Origin of the sequence: Pleomorphomonas koreensis DSM 23070 (assembly GCF_000425185.1) — a bacterium.
Classification (GTDB): Bacteria; Pseudomonadota; Alphaproteobacteria; order Rhizobiales; family Pleomorphomonadaceae; genus Pleomorphomonas; species Pleomorphomonas koreensis.
On record NZ_AULH01000014.1, the window covers coordinates 133,351 to 148,300 of the forward strand.

The following is a 14,950-nucleotide window of genomic DNA, read 5'->3' on the forward strand; positions in this document are numbered from 1 at the left end:
CTATTGTTAATATTCCTGACCTAACCTCATTCCGGAACCGCCAGCGGATGGCGGCGGAGGTTGGTCGAGCGGTAAAATGACACTGTTTTTCTGGCACTCGAGTTTTGAGACGGGCAATGCCCGGATCGACGAGCAGCACCGCCGTCTGTTCGCGCTGACCAACGAGCTTGCCGGAGCCATCTGCGACGTCGGCTCGTCGCTGGATGTCGACCGGCTGGTCGCCGAACTCCGCGATTACGCGGCGACCCATTTCTGCGACGAGGAGAAGCTGATGAGCTGCTCCTCGCTGCCGGCCGTCGAGCAGAAGCGACACGCCTGCGTGCATCGGCAGTTTCTGGACCGGGTGGAAGCCTTCGTCGCCCGGCACGCCGCCGGTGATCCCGACGCGCTGGCCGGTTGCCTCGATTTCCTGGTCGACTGGCTGGTGCTGCATATCCTGAAGATGGACCAGCGTATCGTCCGTGCGCTGCCGGACGCGCCGGTGAGCGGCCCGCCGCCGGCCGTGGCGCGCGTGCTGATCGGCGCGCTGGTCGAGACCGAGCGCCGCTTCCGGCTGCTGTCCGACGAGGCGCCGACCATGATCTGGGTGTGCGGCCAGACCGGCGTCGTCGATTTCGTCAACAAGGCCTGGCAGACCTGCCTCGGCCTTGACGCCGCCGCCATCGCCGCCGCCTGGCCCGATCTCGTCCATCCCGACGACCGGGCGCGCTATGGGCAACGCATCGCCGAACTGCTCGCCGCGCCGGCGACGGCCGAGATCGAATACCGGGTTTGCAAGGCCGATGGCGACTGGATCTGGGTGCTGGAGCGGCTGTCGCCCCGCTACAAGCATGGCACGTTCATCGGTCTGGTGGCCGCCGCCTCGGATATCACGCCGATCAAGCAGTCCGAACTGATGCTGACCGAGACCAACCGGCGGCTTGAACACGAAGTGGAGCTGAGGACGGCGCAGTTGCGCGAGATGGCCGACACCGACGCGCTGACCGGCGTCGCCAACCGGCGGCGCGTCCTGCATCAGCTTGCCAGGGCCATGGCGCGGGCCGATGCCGACGGCAGCGAGCTGACGCTGCTCTATCTCGACATCGACCATTTCAAGAAGATCAACGACGGCTACGGCCACGCCGCCGGCGACGAGGTGCTGGTCGCCTTCGTCAAGACGCTGCGGGCCTGGCTGAGGCCGGCCGACGCGATCGGCCGGGTCGGCGGCGAGGAGTTCCTGGTGATCCTGCGGTCGACCGGCCTCGACGAAGGCACGCTGATGGCGGAGCGGCTGCGGCAGGCGGTCGAGCGGCTCACCGTCGCCGGTCTCGGCGGCCGGGTGACGGTGTCGATCGGCGTCGCCGGCCGTATTCCCGGCGAGGGCCGGGACGCGCTGGTCGCCCGCGCCGACCATGCCCTCCTCGCCGCCAAGCGCGGCGGCCGCAACCGCCTGCGCGTGGCGCTGGCGCCGGCATCGGTCGCGGCGACGGGCTGAGGTTCGGCCGTCAGCCGCCGGATCGGCCGTGATGCGGGCTGGGCAGGCCGGCCGGCGCCGGCAGCAGCACCGGCCGGATGGCCGGCGAGCGGACGCGGCGCACCACCGGCACGCCGTGATAGAGATGCTTGGTCGCCTCGACCAGGATGACGCCGGCAAAGGCCGGCCACAGCCGGGCGCCGATCGCCTCCCAGCGGGCGCTGGCATGCAGGAAGCGGCGGCGCGGCACCGGCATGACGTAGAGCGCCTCGTCCCAGGCGGTGGGCGAGAAGGAGGTCTCGCGCAGCAGCTTGGTGATCTGGCCGCGCGAGAACGGCCGGCCGTAGCCGAAGGGCGAGGTGTCGACGCGCGCCCAGAGGCCGCGCCGGTTGGGCACCACGGCCAGCACCCGGCCGCCCGGCGACAGCACGCGCCAGGCTTCCTTCAGAAGCTCGGCCGGGTCGTTGGCCATTTCGAGGGCATGGACGATCAGCATGCGGTCGATCGAGGCGTCGGGCAGCGGCAGCATGTCGTCGCAGACCAGCGCCGACGCCGACGGACCGCCGGCCGGCCAGTTGACCGCCCCCTGGGCGGCCGGCATCAAGGCCAGCGTGCGGTCGGCCTCGCCGATGAACGGGCCGAGGTAGGGCGTCGGAAAGCCGAGGCCGGCTAGCCGGTCGCCGGAGACGTTCGGCCACAGCTTGCGAAGATGGCCGGCGAGGATGGGCCGGATGACGTGGCCGAGGTCGCTCGAATAGAAGTCCCTGAGATCGACGACGTCGAGAAACATGCTCAGCTCCGGCGGCACCCTTGCCCTTTCCGCCATATTGATCGACTGTCGGGTTGTCGCAATGGGTGCCGCCGGTTTTTTCGGGCCGGCGACGAAGGGAGCCTGCCGATGGTCCGGACAATCGACGTCGTCGCCTGTCTTGGCGACAACTATGCCTATCTCCTCCGCGACGCGGACAGCGGCGGCGCCGTGGTGATCGACGCGCCGGAGGCGGCGCCGATCCTCGCCGCCGTCGAGGCGGCCGGCTGTCGGCTCGACGCCGTGCTGCTCACCCATCACCACGGTGACCACATCGAGGGCGCCGCCGAGATCCGCAAGCGCACCGGCGCGCAACTGGTCGGCGCCGCCGCCGACGCCCACCGGCTGCCGCCGCTCGACCTGATGGTGGCCGACGGCGAGGAGGCCGCCATTGGCGGCTTCCGCTTCCGCGTGATGGCGACGCCCGGCCACACGCGCGGCCACGTCGTCTATCACGCGCCCGAGGCGTCGGCGCTGTTCTCAGGCGACACGCTGTTTTCGCTCGGCTGCGGCCGGCTGTTCGAGGGCAGCGCGGCGGAGATGTGGGATTCGCTCCTCCGTCTCGCGGCGCTGCCGCCGGAGACGGCCGTCTGTCCGGGCCACGAATACACCGCCGCCAACGGCCGCTTCGCCCGCAGCGTCGATCCCGACAACCCGGCGCTCGCCGAGCGGATCGCCGAGGTGGAGCGCCTCAGGGCGGCCGGCCGGCCGACCGTGCCGGTGGCGCTCGGCACGGAACTGATGACCAACCCGTTCCTCAGGGCCGGCGATCCGGCCATCGCCGCCCGGCTGGGCCTCGCCGGCCGGCCGGCCGTCGAGGTGTTCGCTGAACTGCGCCGGCTGAAGGACGACTTCAGGTGACGGCCCGGCGGGTGCGACGGCGGAACGGCAGGGCATCCCAGGCGGCGACCACGGCGCCGAGGGTGACCAGGGTGCAGGCCGCCGCCGCCGTCCAGGTGAGCGAGCCGTAGCCGGTGAGCGTCAACAGCAGCGTCGACAGCACCGGCGTCGCATAGGCGGCGGTGCCGATCAGCTGGATGTCGCCGTGCTTGACGCCGTGGTCCCAGACGAAGAAGGCGAGGCCGACCGGCAGAGCGCCCAACAGCAGCACCATCGACCACTGAAGCGCGTTGGCGGGCAGCACCGTCTCCTCGAAGGCAAAATGGCAGATCAGGCTCAAGGCGGCGGTGGCGAGGCAGAAGCCGGCGACCGCTTCCGACGGCACGCCGGTGAAGCGGCGGGAGATCACCGAATAGCTGGCCCAGACCACGGCGGCGAGGAAGGCGGCGAGATAGCCGAAGGCGTAGCCGCCGTCGAGCGACAGCGAGCGGCCGGCCGTCACCAGCAGCGCGGCGCCGGCGAAGCCGATCAGCACGCCGGCGACGTGGTGGACGCCGAGACGCTCGCCCGGCAGCAGGCCGGACAGCAGCACGATCAACAGCGGCCAGAGATAGTTGAGGAGGCCGGCTTCGACCAGCGGGGCGTTGCGCAACGCGGTGAAGTAGAGCGCATGGTAGCCGAACAGGCCGAGCGTGCCGACCGCCCACACCTTCGCCGGCTGCCTGAGCACGCCGGTGCGGCGGCGGGCGATCAGCCAGGCGGTGGCGACCGAGCCGGAGAGGCCGAAGCAGAGGGCGTTGAGCAGGAAGGGCGGCACGGCGCCCGAGCCGCCGGTGAATACGCCGAGCAGCGACCACATCAGGATGGCGGAAAGGCCGATCAGCGTGGCGCGGTTCCGGTTCGGCATGGTGTCGCCTTGCGTTTTTCCCTGGTCGGGAGAGGATCCGCCGGATCCGTGTTTTTGCGAATGAGTGGCGGCGGAATTTGCGAGGCTTTAACGGTATCCGTTTAATCTGCCAAGACAGAACCAATGGATCATTGCCTTGATTTTTGCCAATCGCCGCTGGATGGAGTTCGTCTTCGGCGTGGTCGTGCCGACCGCGCTGACGGCGCTCGCCGCCGCGGCGGTGGTCTATCTCGCCATGGGACGCATGGCGGCCGAGGTGAACGCCATCGATCGCGACGGCGTCGCGCGAGTGATCGAGGTGATGAAGGACGAGACGCTCGGCCAGATGGGCCGCGCCGCCAGCGAGGTCGCCACCTCTCCTGCTGCCATTGCTGCACTCGGGCGCGGTATCGATGCCCCTTCCGTCGATGCCGGTCTGCGCCGCCCCACCGAAAGCGGCCGCTTCTTCGACACGCTGCTCGTCCTCGACGCCGACGGCACGCCGCTGCGCGCCTTCCACGCCGGCCGGCCGGCCGGACCGGACGGCGATGGCATCATCAGCCGGGCCGACATCGTCGCGCTGATTGCCGCCGGGCGGCGGACGCCGCAGGGGGCGGCGTCCGGCTTCGTGCCGTCGCGCTTCGGCCCGCTCTCCGTCGGGCTGCACCGGATCGAGGGGCAAGACGGCCTCGAAAGCGGCGATCCGCCGCTCTATCTGCTGGTCGGCCGGCCGGTGATCGGCCCCCGCTTCCAGAGGCTGGCCGACGCGCTCGGCGTGCGCAATCTCAGCTTCGGCCCGGTGCCGGTCGGCATGGACGGCGTTATGCTGACATCGGTGTCGGGCGTTCCTCTCGGTTCGATCGGCTGGGAGCCGCACGTCTCCGGTTCCGAGGCGATGGAGCGCGCCCGCCTGCCGGTGCTGGCCGTGCTGGCGCTGCTGTTCGTCGTCATGGGCGTGCTGGTGGTTACCATCTGGAAGATGCTGAGCGGGCTGCGCCACGACGAGACGGCGGCCCGCCACGCGGCGAGCCACGATCCGCTGTCCGGCCTGCCCAACCGCGCCTCCTTCCATCAGCGGCTCAGCGAGGCCTATGAGCGGCCTGACGGCGGCATCGCCGTGTTGTTCGCCGACCTCGACGGCTTCAAGGAGGTCAACGACACCTACGGCCACGATGTCGGCGACCGACTGATCCGGGCAACGGCGGCCGGCTTCCGGACGCTGGTCGGCGACGACGGCGCGCTGGCCCGGCTCGGCGGCGACGAGTTCGCGGTGGTCGTCGAGGGCGAGGGGGCGGCCGGACGGGCGCGCGCCCTCGGCCAGAGCTTCGTCGACTTCCTCGACGAAGCCTTCGATTTCGAGGGGCGGACGGTGAAGGTCGGTTGCTCGGTCGGCGTCGCCGGCGACGAGCGTGGCCGCCTGACGCCGGGCGAACTGGTGCGACGGGCCGACGTCGCCATGTACGTCGCCAAGGCCGGCGGCAAGAACCGCGTCGACCTCTACGATGCCGGCATGGACGCCGATCGCCAGGCGCGGGCGGCGCTGGCCGCCGATCTGCGCGCCGCGCTCGCCCACGACGATCTTCAGGTCCACTACCAGCCGGTGGTCTCGGCGAAGACCGGCGGCATCTCGGCCGTCGAGGCGCTGGTCCGCTGGATCCGGCCCGGAACCGGGCCGGTCAGCCCGGCGACGTTCCTGGCCGTCGCCGAGGAGGCGGGCATGACCGACCTGATCGGCACCTACGTGCTGCGCCGCGTCGCCCGCGATGCGCCGGCCTTCGGCGACCTCAAGGTGGTGGTCAACGTGTTCGCCGCCCAGTTCCGCGATCCCGGCTTCCCCGAGGCGCTGAAGGCCATCCTCGACGAGGCGGCGATGCCGCCGGAGCGGCTGGAGATCGACATCACCGAGAGCTTCCTCGCCGCCGAGCCCGAGCGGGCACGCCGCAGCATCGAGGCGCTGCATGCGCTCGGCGTGTCGGTGGCGCTCGACGACTTCGGCACCGGCTTCTCGTCGGTCGCCTATCTCCGCCGTTTCGCCTTCGACAAGGTGAAGATCGACCGTTCGGTGGTGATCGACGTCATCCGCGATCCGGCGTCGCAAAGCCTGGTGCAGGCGGCGGTGGCGCTGGCCGAGACGCTAGGCGCCGAGGTGACGGCCGAGGGCATCGAGATGGCCGAGGAAGCCGAGGCGCTGAAACAGGCCGGCTGTCACGAGTTGCAGGGCTACTATTTCGGCTCGCCGACCGTCTGCTCGGAGATCGTCCGCCGCCTCGCCCGCGAGCACGAGGCGGCCGGACAGAAACGGGCTTGAGCCGTCACGGATCGAGTTCGACGTCCCAGTAGAGGAAGTCCAGCCAGCTTTCGTGCAGGTGGTTGGGCGGGAACAGCCGGCCGTTGCGGTGCAGATCGTGGACGGTGGGCGCGAAGGCGCGGCCGTTCAGCTGCATGCCGACCTCGGCCGGCGTCTTGTCGGCCTTGCGGAGGTTGCAGGCCGAGCAGGCGGCGACGACGTTCTCCCAGGTGGTCTGGCCGCCCTTGGAGCGCGGCAGCAGGTGGTCGAAGGTCAGCTCGTCGCGGCTGCCGCAATACTGGCACTCGAAGCGGTCGCGCAGGAAGACGTTGAAGCGGGTGAAGGCCGGCTGGCGCGACGGCCGGACGAAGGTCTTCAGCGAGACGACCGACGGCAGGTGGAACTCGAAGCTGGGGCTGTGGACCAGCACGTCATATTCGGAAACGATGTTGACGCGGTCGAGGAACACCGCCTTGAGCGCGTCCTGCCAGGACCACAGCGACAAGGGGAAATAGCTCAGCGGACGGTAGTCCGCGTTCAGCACCAGCGCCGGGTGTGCATCCGGCGAGACGGCGATCGTCACCTCGTGCTCTCCTTCACCGAGGCGGCGTTCGGGCCCGCCCCGCGCGCAGATACTCTACGCCGATGATGTCGATGATGTGAAGCTGAAAGCCTTGGTTTTCCGCCTGATTCGCATGGCGGCACACCGGCGCCGGCACGGTGGCCGCCATCAGGGCAAGTCCTTGTCGAACCTCGTCAATTGCCGGCCTTCGCCGCCCGATGCAGCAGGGCGACGAACAGCGACGCCGGTAACAGATGCTTGACCACCGCCGCCCCCTTGGTGAGCCAGGTGATGCGGTAGTAGGGGCGCGGCCGGGCTGATTCGCAGGCATGCACCAGGCAGTCGACCACCGCTTCCGGCGGCTTGCGGAACACCGAGGCTTCGGGCGGCCGCCGCATGTCGTCGAGGCGCTGGCGATAGCCGGCCGCGTTGGCCGAGCCCTCGACGTCGACGTTGTCGCGGAACTGCTTCATCGACGTCGCCACGAAGTTGGTGGCGATCGGGCCGGGTTGCAGCGTCGCCACGTGGATGCCGGCGTCGATCAGCTCCAGGCGCCAGCTGTCGGCAAGTCCCTCGACGGCGTGCTTGGAGGCATTGTAGGCGCCGCGATAGGGCATCGACAGGAAGCCGAGGATCGACGAGCACATGACGATGCGGCCGGCGCCGGCCTGGCGCATGGCCGGTACGAAGCGGCGCGTCAGGTCGTGCCAGCCGAGCACGTTGACTTCGAACACCTGCCTCAGCACCTCGGTGGAGATGTCCTCAAGCGCGCCGGGCTGGCCGTAGGCGCCGTTGTTGTAGAGGGCGCCAAGCCGGCCACCGGTCGCCTCCAGCACCGCCTCGGCGGTGGCGGCGATCGAGGCGGGGTCGGCGTAGTCCATCAGGAGCGGCGTGACGCCGGGCAGGGCGGCGAGCCGCTCCCGGTCTTCCTCCTTGCGCACCGTGGCGAATACCTGCCAGCCGCGGCCGGCCATGATGGTGGCGGCGGCAAGGCCGATGCCGGAGGAGGCGCCGGTGATCAGGATGCTGCGGTGGACGGCGGGGAAGCGCATGGCGGGCCTCGGGCTCGGGACGATGGCTGCCCGGCGACAATCAGTCTTTCTCCGGACGGCGCGGCCGACTATATACTGCATCAGGCGTTTGGAGAGACCCTTGCTCGACGATTCCGACCACGATCATCAGGCCTGCCGCAGCCGCGCCGTCGCCCGCGCCGAGGAGCGTTGCCGGGTCGAGGGGCTGCGCCTTACCGCCCAGCGGCGGCAGGTGCTGGAGGCGATGCTCGAAAGTCATGCGCCGGTGTCGGCCTACGAGATCATGGACCGCATCGCCGAGGGCGCCCGCCGGCCGAGCCCGATCTCGGTCTACCGCGCTCTCGACTTCCTGGTCGCCAACCGCTTCGCCCATCGCATCGAGAGCCGCAACGCCTTCCTCGCCTGCATCGAGGAGCACGGCCATGCCGCCGGCCCGGAAGCGCCGCTGGTGTTCCTGCTCTGCGAGCGCTGCGGCTCGGCGACCGAGGCCGAACCGGCCGAACTGGCGGCGCTGCTGTCGGGCATCGCCGCCGCCGAAGGCTTTCAGCCGTCGACCTCGGTGCTGGAGATCCGCGGCCTCTGCGCCGCCTGCCAGACATCGGAAGCGCCCGACGGCCACCTTCACGATCACCCGCACAGCCACAACTAGGGATCACCTGCGCATGTCCAGTTCCTTCGGTCCGGCGCCGCGCCGCCGCTCGGTTCCCGTCGCCGTCGGCAAGGTGACGATCGGCGGCGACGCGCCGGTGGTGGTGCAGTCGATGACCAACACCGACACCGCCGACGTCGACGCCACGGTGGCGCAGGTGATGGCGCTGGCGCGGGCCGGCTCGGAACTCGTCCGCATCACCGTCGACCGCGACGACAGCGCCGCCGCCGTGCCGCGCATCCGCGAGCGGCTCGACCGGGTCGGCGTCGACGTGCCGCTGATCGGCGATTTTCATTTCATCGGCCACCGGCTGCTCGCCGACTTTCCGGCCTGCGCCGAGGCGCTGGCCAAGTATCGCATCAACCCCGGCAACGTCGGCGTGCGCGCCAAGCGCGACCGGCATTTTTCCGACATCGTCGAGATCGCCGCCCGTCACGGCAAGGCGGTGAGGATCGGCGTCAACTGGGGCTCGCTCGACCAGGAACTGGCGACGCGGCTGATGGATGAGAACAAGGCCAAGGGCTCGCCGCTGACGGCGCAGGAGGTGATGCGCGAGGCCATGGTTCAGTCGGCGCTGCTCTCCGCCGCCCGCGCCGAGGAGATCGGCCTTTCCCGCGACCGCATCGTGCTGTCCGCCAAGGTCAGCCAGGTGCAGGACCTGATCGCCGTCTACGGCGACCTCGCCACGCGCGGCGACTACGCCCTCCACCTCGGCCTCACCGAAGCCGGCATGGGCACCAAGGGCGTCGTCGCCTCGGCGGCGTCGATGGGCTACCTGCTGCAACACGGCATCGGCGACACCATCCGCGTGTCGCTCACCCCGGAGCCGGGCGGCGACCGCACGCGCGAGGTGATGGTGGCGCAGGAACTCTTGCAGGTGATGGGCTTCAGGAGCTTCGTGCCGATCGTCGCCGCCTGTCCCGGCTGCGGCCGCACCACCTCGACGGTGTTCCAGGAACTGGCCAAGACCATCCAGGACCAGATCCGCGCGGCGATGCCCGAGTGGCGGCAGCGCTATCCCGGCGTCGAGGCGTTGCAGGTGGCGGTGATGGGCTGCATCGTCAACGGCCCCGGCGAATCCAAGCACGCCGACATCGGCATCTCCTTGCCCGGCACCGGCGAGAACCCGGCCGCTCCCGTGTTCATCGACGGCGAGAAGGCGGCGACACTGCGCGGGCCGACCATCGCCCAGGATTTCCAGAAGCTGGTGCTCGACTATATCGAGCGGCGCTACGGCGACGGCAACAATCGCCTGCCGGCGGCGGAATGATCAGCGTCGCCTGTCGGCGACGAAGCGGGCGGCGGCGATCAGCATGTCGGAGCGCTGCCCCCAGGGAGCGAGCAGGTCGGCGGCCTCGGTGACCAGCCGCTCGAGTTCGGCGCGTGACGCGTCGACGCCGTGCAGCCCCACCAGCGTGCCCTTGCCGTGGGCGGCGTCTTTGGCCACCGCCTTGCCCATCTCCTCGGTGGTCGACGTCACGTCGAGGAGGTCGTCGGCGAGCTGGAAGGCGAGGCCGATCACCTCGCCGAAGCGGCCGAGCCGGATAATGTCGGCGTCCTTGCCGCCGCCGAGGCGGGCGCCCATGACGATCGCGGCGCGAATCAGCGCGCCGGTCTTCATCGCCTGCAACTGGCGGATGCCGGCTTCGTCGGGATCGGCGCCGGCCGTGCCGAAGCGTCCCTCGGCGGCGAGGTCGAGCATCTGGCCGCCGACCATGCCGCCCAGACCGCCGGCCCTTGCGAGGTCGAGCACCAGCGCCGCCCTGACCGCCGGATCGGCGTGACAGGCGGGGTCGGCGAGGAGATCGAAGGCGAGCGTCAGCAGGGCATCGCCGGCGAGGATGGCCGTCGCGTCGTCATAGGCGACGTGAACGGTCGGCCGGCCGCGCCGGAGCGCATCGTCGTCCATGGCCGGCAGATCGTCGTGGACCAGCGAGTAGCAGTGCAGGCACTCAACGGCGGCGGCGGCCGGCATCAGCGCGGCGGGCGTCAGGCCGGGATCGACAAGGCGGGCGGCCTCGACCAGCAGGAAGGGACGCAGCCGCTTGCCGCCGGCCAGCACGGCATGGCGCATGGCGGCGAGGAGGCGCGGCGGCCGGACGATCTCGCCGGGCCGGGGCGCGGCGTCGAGACGCGCGGCCAGGTCGGCCTCGAGCGCGCGGGCGAAATCGGCAAGGGCGGCTTCGAGGTCGGCGGTCATGGCTACTCCGGACGATGCGGTCCTGTGGTAGCACCGGCCCGGCGGCGGGGTCAAGGCGAGGCTTTCATGTCGGCGGGCGAAGAGGCTGACGCGTGCGCTCGCCGTGAGGCCCGCCGATTTCCCATGTGCGTCAGAGGCATGAGACACCGGCGAACGGAATGGCGACGATCCTTGCAAGGGCTCGTCGTCATACCGGCAGCACGGTGGTGTTCTTGACCTCCTCCATCACCGGGTAGGTATGGGTCTCGCGCACGCCGGGCAGCGTCATCAGCACCTCCGACAGGAATTCGCGATAGGCCTCCATGTCGCGGACGCGCGCCTTGACCAGATAGTCGAAGCCGCCGGCGATCAGGTGGCATTCCAGCACCTCCGGCGCCTTCTTCACCGCCGTCGCGAAGGTGGTGAACACCTCCGGGTTCATGCGGTCGAGCTTGATCTCGACGAATACCAGGAGGCCGCGTTGCAGGTGGGTGGGGTCGAGGCGGGCGGTGTAGCCGACGATGAAGCCGTCGCGCGTCAGCCGCTTGACGCGCTCGGCGGTGGCGGTCGCCGACATGCCGATGCGGTCGGCCAGTTCCAGGTTGGTGATGCGGCCGTCGTCCTGCAGCGCGGCGAGGATCTTGCGGTCGATCCGGTCGAGGCCGGGAATGTCCTTGCCGTGATAAGAGCGGTCGCCGGTGAATGTCGCGGCCATCGCAGGGCCTCCAGAACGGGCAATTCAGGAAAAATCACGAAAACAAACGGTTCATTCCGCGAAGAACCCCGATTCTATACCGCAATAAGGAGAGTGTCACCGAAAGGCCCGCGCTATCCTGCGGATTATAAACAGAAGCCGCCGGCCAAGGCGGCAACCTTCCGGAGACCAGATGTCAGCGCTTCTTTCCGGGCCCGAAAGGGCTCCCGTCTTTGCGCCGCCCTATGCCGAGGACGAGACGGCGGTGGTCCGCCGCCTCATCTCGGCGCTGCCCGACGACGCCGCGGCGCGAGCGCGCGTCGACGCCCACGCCAGCCGCCTGATCGCCGCCATCCGCGACGGCAAATCGGCGATCGGCGGCGTCGAGGATTTCCTGAAAGCCTATTCGCTGACGACGCGCGAGGGCCTCGCCATCATGGTGATGGCGGAAGCCCTGCTGCGCGTGCCGGACGGTGCCACCGCCGACCGGCTGATCGAGGACAAGCTGGCCTCGGCCGCCTTCGGCTTTCATGCCAAGGGGGAGGACCCCTGGCTGGTCGCCGCCTCCGGCTGGGCGCTCGGGGTGACCACCCGCGTGCTCCAGCCGGGCGAGACGCCCGACAACGTCGTCACCGGCCTCGTCAAAAGGCTCGGCATGCCGGCGGTGCGTGGCGCGACGCGCCAGGCGATGAAGATCATGGGCCACCAGTTCGTGCTGGGCACCTCGATCGGGGCGGCGCTTTCCCGCGCCAGGAGCCTTGCCGGCAAAGGCTACCGCCATTCCTACGACATGCTCGGCGAGGGCGCCCGCACGGCGGCCGACGCGACACGTTACTTTGCCGACTATGCCCGGGCGATCGAGGCGATCGGCAAGGCGGCTGGCGCCGAGGCGCTGCCGGCCCGGCCGGGCATTTCGGTCAAGCTGTCGGCGCTTCACCCGCGCTACGAGGCGGTCAACGCCGAGCGCGTCATGGCCGAACTGGTCCCGAGGCTGATCGAGCTGTCGCGGGCCGCCAAGGCCCACGACCTCAACCTGACCGTCGATGCCGAGGAGGCCGATCGCCTCGCGCTGTCGCTCAAGGTGATCGCCGCCACGGCGGCCGATCCGTCGCTTGCCGGCTGGGACGGCTTCGGCCTCGCCGTGCAGGCCTACCAGAAGCGGGCGACGGCGGTGATCGACTGGCTGGTCGATCTCGCCGACGGCCTCGACCGCCGCTTCATGGTCCGTCTGGTCAAGGGCGCCTATTGGGACAGCGAAATCAAGCGGGCGCAGGAGCGGGGCCTTGCCGACTATCCGGTGTTCACGCGCAAGGCGTCGACCGACCTCAGCTATCTCGTCTGCGCCCGGAAGCTCTTTGAGGCGCCGCGCCTCTATCCGCAGTTCGCCACCCACAACGCGCTGACGGTGGCCGAGGTGTCGGAGTTGGCCGGTGCTGGCCGGCGTTTCGAGTTCCAGCGCCTGCACGGCATGGGCGACACGCTCTACCGCGAGGTGACCGAGAAGGACGGCCAGCCCTGCCGCATCTATGCGCCGGTCGGCGGCCACAAGGACCTCCTTGCCTATCTCGTCCGGCGCCTGCTGGAAAACGGCGCCAACTCGTCCTTCGTCGCCGCCGTCGGCGATCCGAACGTGGAGATCTCGACCTTGCTGATCCGTCCCGCCGACGTGCTGGAAGGCGGCGCCCGCGCCCGCCACGCCCGCATTCCGCTGCCCGCCGACATCTTCGGCTGCCGCCGCAACTCGCGCGGCGTCGAACTGGCCGACGCGGCGGCGCTCGAACCGCTGCGCGCCGCCATCGCGGCGGCCGGTACGGATTTCGGCACCGCCGCCTCGATCATTGACGGCGAAGCGGCGGCCGGCCCTTCGCGTCTCCTCCTGTCGCCAGTCGACGGCAAGACGACGATCGGCCGGGCAATCGACGCCGACGCCGCGACGGTGGAGAAGGCGGTGACGGCCGCCGCCGCCGGCTTCCGCGCCTGGGCGGCGACGCCGGTCGAAGCGCGCGCCGCCGCGCTGGAGACGGCCGCCGATCTCCTTGAGGAGCGGTTGCCGCGGTTCCTGGCCCTCCTGGCGCTCGAAGCCGGCAAGACGCTTCCCGACGGCATCGCCGAGGTGCGCGAGGCGGCCGACTTCTGTCGCTACTATGCCGCCGAGGCGCGACGTCTGTTCGCCGAGCCGATCGTGCTGCCCGGCCCGACCGGCGAGGACAATCGCCTCGCTTACCGGGGCCGCGGCGTGTTCGCCGCCATTGCGCCGTGGAATTTCCCGCTGGCCATCTTCATCGGCCAGACGGCGGCGGCGCTGGCCGCCGGCAACGCCGTGGTGGCCAAGCCGGCCGAGCAGACGCCGCTCGTCGGCGCCGCCGCCGTGAAGCTGCTGCACGAGGCCGGCGTGCCTGTTGCCGCGCTTGCCCTTCTCATCGGCGACGGCACGGCCGGCGCGGCGCTCACCGCCGATCCGCGCATCGCCGGCGTCGCCTTCACCGGCTCCACCGACACCGCCTTCGCCATCAACCGGGCGCTCGCCGCCAAGGCCGGGCCGATCGTGCCGCTGATCGCCGAGACCGGCGGCCTCAACGCGATGATCGTCGACGCGACGGCGCTCGGCGAGCAGGTGGCCGACGACGTCGCCGCCTCGGCCTTCCGCTCGGCCGGTCAGCGCTGCTCGGCGCTGCGCCTCCTGCTGGTGCAGGAGGACGTCGCCGATCACATGATCGGCCTCGTCAAGGGCGCGGCGGCCGAACTCAGGCTGGGCGACCCGCGCCGGCCGGATACCGACGTCGGGCCGATCATCGACGCCGCGCAGCGGCAGAAGCTGGCCGTCCACGTCGCCGCCTGGCAGGGCGATGTGCTGTTCTCGGGCGAGGTGCCTGGCGGCGAGCTGGCCGGCGGCTGCTGGTTCCCGCCCACCGTCATCGCGCTGCCCGAGGCGGCGGCGCTCGAGCGAGAGGTGTTCGGCCCCGTGCTGCACGTCGTTCGCTACAAGGCTAGGGATCTCGACCGGGTGCTCGACGCCATCGCGGCGACCGGCTACGGCCTGACGCTCGGCATCCACTCGCGCATCGAGGCGACGGTGAAGAAGATCGTCGAGCGGCTGCCGGTCGGCAACGTCTACGTCAATCGCAACATGATCGGCGCCGTGGTCGGCTCGCAGCCGTTCGGCGGCTCCGGCCTCTCCGGTACCGGCCCCAAGGCGGGCGGGCCGAACTATCTGACGCGCTTCGCGCTCGAGCAGGTGGTGTCGGTCAACACGGCGGCGGTCGGCGGCAATGCCACGCTGGTCGCCATGGGCGATGAGTAAAGCAGAATAAAGCAGGGGGCGAGGGAAGGGCCGGGGAGCGATCCCCGGCCTTTTCGTTGGGAAGCCCGCGCAAAAAAACAGGCCGGGGTTACCGGCCTGAGTTCTGGGAGGAAAGCTGGAGTGCCCCATGGATCAGGAGGAGATCCAGACGGAAACCCGACAAGGCAGCGCTCACAATTCAAGGGTCTCACGTTGCCTCAATTCGCGCCATGTCAAATTTTAGGCGCGTCCGGTCAATTTGCGGGCAGTTGCCGATTTAG

The 14,950-nt window shown here is 70.2% G+C and carries 13 protein-coding genes; 6 read left to right on the forward strand and 7 right to left on the reverse strand.

Annotated features, from left to right (window positions below):
* Window positions 1-76: 76 nt before the first annotated feature.
* Window positions 77-1,474, forward strand: coding sequence for a GGDEF domain-containing protein (locus tag H512_RS0113180; RefSeq protein ID WP_026783857.1), 1,398 nt, complete (start codon window positions 77-79; stop codon window positions 1,472-1,474).
* 10 nt (window positions 1,475-1,484) lie between these two features.
* Here the strand turns inward: H512_RS0113180 and H512_RS23925 are convergent, their stop codons facing one another.
* Complete coding sequence (locus H512_RS23925) at window positions 1,485-2,243, reverse strand: class I SAM-dependent methyltransferase (RefSeq protein ID WP_036791653.1); 759 nt, start codon at window positions 2,241-2,243, stop codon at window positions 1,485-1,487.
* A gap of 108 nt (window positions 2,244-2,351) precedes the next feature.
* Between H512_RS23925 and gloB the strand changes: the two genes are divergently transcribed.
* Complete coding sequence (gloB, locus tag H512_RS0113190) at window positions 2,352-3,122, forward strand: hydroxyacylglutathione hydrolase (protein WP_026783858.1); 771 nt, start codon at window positions 2,352-2,354, stop codon at window positions 3,120-3,122.
* Here the strand turns inward: gloB and yddG are convergent.
* Window positions 3,115-4,008: an aromatic amino acid exporter YddG gene (gene yddG / locus H512_RS0113195; RefSeq protein WP_026783859.1), complete on the reverse strand. Its 894-nt coding sequence runs from the start codon at window positions 4,006-4,008 to the stop codon at window positions 3,115-3,117. The two genes, gloB and yddG, sit on opposite strands and share 8 nt — an antisense overlap.
* A gap of 136 nt (window positions 4,009-4,144) precedes the next feature.
* On the opposite strand from yddG, the gene H512_RS23930 reads away from it, so the two are divergent.
* On the forward strand, window positions 4,145-6,295 hold the full coding sequence (locus tag H512_RS23930) for a putative bifunctional diguanylate cyclase/phosphodiesterase (RefSeq protein ID WP_053239840.1): 2,151 nt from the start codon (window positions 4,145-4,147) through the stop codon (window positions 6,293-6,295).
* Window positions 6,296-6,299: 4 nt separating this feature from the next.
* Here the strand turns inward: H512_RS23930 and H512_RS0113205 are convergent, their stop codons facing one another.
* The 3 genes from H512_RS0113205 to H512_RS0113210 are packed head-to-tail and all read right to left on the reverse strand — an operon-like array spanning window position 6,300 to window position 7,888.
* Window positions 6,300-6,857, reverse strand: a complete 558-nt coding sequence (locus H512_RS0113205) for an HNH endonuclease (protein WP_026783860.1) — start codon at window positions 6,855-6,857, stop codon at window positions 6,300-6,302.
* Between the two features lie 13 nt (window positions 6,858-6,870).
* Entirely contained in the window at window positions 6,871-7,005 is a 135-nt protein-coding gene (locus H512_RS27765; protein ID WP_281170348.1) for a hypothetical protein, read from the reverse strand.
* 25 nt (window positions 7,006-7,030) lie between these two features.
* Complete coding sequence (locus H512_RS0113210) at window positions 7,031-7,888, reverse strand: SDR family NAD(P)-dependent oxidoreductase (protein WP_036791578.1); 858 nt, start codon at window positions 7,886-7,888, stop codon at window positions 7,031-7,033.
* A gap of 100 nt (window positions 7,889-7,988) precedes the next feature.
* Between H512_RS0113210 and H512_RS23935 the strand changes: the two genes are divergently transcribed.
* Window positions 7,989-8,516: a Fur family transcriptional regulator gene (locus H512_RS23935; protein WP_245585409.1), complete on the forward strand. Its 528-nt coding sequence runs from the start codon at window positions 7,989-7,991 to the stop codon at window positions 8,514-8,516.
* Window positions 8,517-8,529: 13 nt separating this feature from the next.
* A complete protein-coding gene (ispG, locus tag H512_RS0113220) occupies window positions 8,530-9,786 on the forward strand; it encodes a flavodoxin-dependent (E)-4-hydroxy-3-methylbut-2-enyl-diphosphate synthase (protein ID WP_026783862.1) in 1,257 nt (418 codons plus the stop codon).
* Here the strand turns inward: ispG and H512_RS0113225 are convergent, their stop codons facing one another.
* Both H512_RS0113225 and H512_RS0113230 read right to left on the reverse strand, forming a co-directional pair.
* A complete protein-coding gene (locus H512_RS0113225) occupies window positions 9,787-10,716 on the reverse strand; it encodes a polyprenyl synthetase family protein (protein ID WP_026783863.1) in 930 nt (309 codons plus the stop codon).
* A 187-nt stretch (window positions 10,717-10,903) separates the two neighbouring features.
* On the reverse strand, window positions 10,904-11,410 hold the full coding sequence (locus tag H512_RS0113230; RefSeq protein WP_053239842.1) for an Lrp/AsnC ligand binding domain-containing protein: 507 nt from the start codon (window positions 11,408-11,410) through the stop codon (window positions 10,904-10,906).
* A gap of 172 nt (window positions 11,411-11,582) precedes the next feature.
* Between H512_RS0113230 and putA the strand changes: the two genes are divergently transcribed.
* Window positions 11,583-14,690, forward strand: a complete 3,108-nt coding sequence (gene putA, locus H512_RS0113235) for a bifunctional proline dehydrogenase/L-glutamate gamma-semialdehyde dehydrogenase PutA (RefSeq protein WP_026783865.1) — start codon at window positions 11,583-11,585, stop codon at window positions 14,688-14,690.
* Window positions 14,691-14,950 lie beyond the last annotated feature (260 nt).

Excerpts from the sequence above, each read along its gene's own strand:
- H512_RS0113225 (WP_026783863.1), bottom strand. The coding sequence starts at position 10,716 with ATGACCGCCGACCTCGAAGCCGCCCTTGCCGATTTCGCCCGCGCGCTC.
- H512_RS27765 (WP_281170348.1), bottom strand. The coding sequence starts at position 7,005 with ATGGCGGCCACCGTGCCGGCGCCGGTGTGCCGCCATGCGAATCAGGCG.
- yddG (WP_026783859.1), bottom strand. The coding sequence starts at position 4,008 with ATGCCGAACCGGAACCGCGCCACGCTGATCGGCCTTTCCGCCATCCTG.
- H512_RS0113180 (WP_026783857.1), top strand. The coding sequence starts at position 77 with ATGACACTGTTTTTCTGGCACTCGAGTTTTGAGACGGGCAATGCCCGG.
- H512_RS23925 (WP_036791653.1), bottom strand. The coding sequence starts at position 2,243 with ATGTTTCTCGACGTCGTCGATCTCAGGGACTTCTATTCGAGCGACCTC.
- ispG (WP_026783862.1), top strand. The coding sequence starts at position 8,530 with ATGTCCAGTTCCTTCGGTCCGGCGCCGCGCCGCCGCTCGGTTCCCGTC.
- H512_RS0113210 (WP_036791578.1), bottom strand. The coding sequence starts at position 7,888 with ATGCGCTTCCCCGCCGTCCACCGCAGCATCCTGATCACCGGCGCCTCC.
- gloB (WP_026783858.1), top strand. The coding sequence starts at position 2,352 with ATGGTCCGGACAATCGACGTCGTCGCCTGTCTTGGCGACAACTATGCC.
- putA (WP_026783865.1), top strand. The coding sequence starts at position 11,583 with ATGTCAGCGCTTCTTTCCGGGCCCGAAAGGGCTCCCGTCTTTGCGCCG.
- H512_RS0113230 (WP_053239842.1), bottom strand. The coding sequence starts at position 11,410 with ATGGCCGCGACATTCACCGGCGACCGCTCTTATCACGGCAAGGACATT.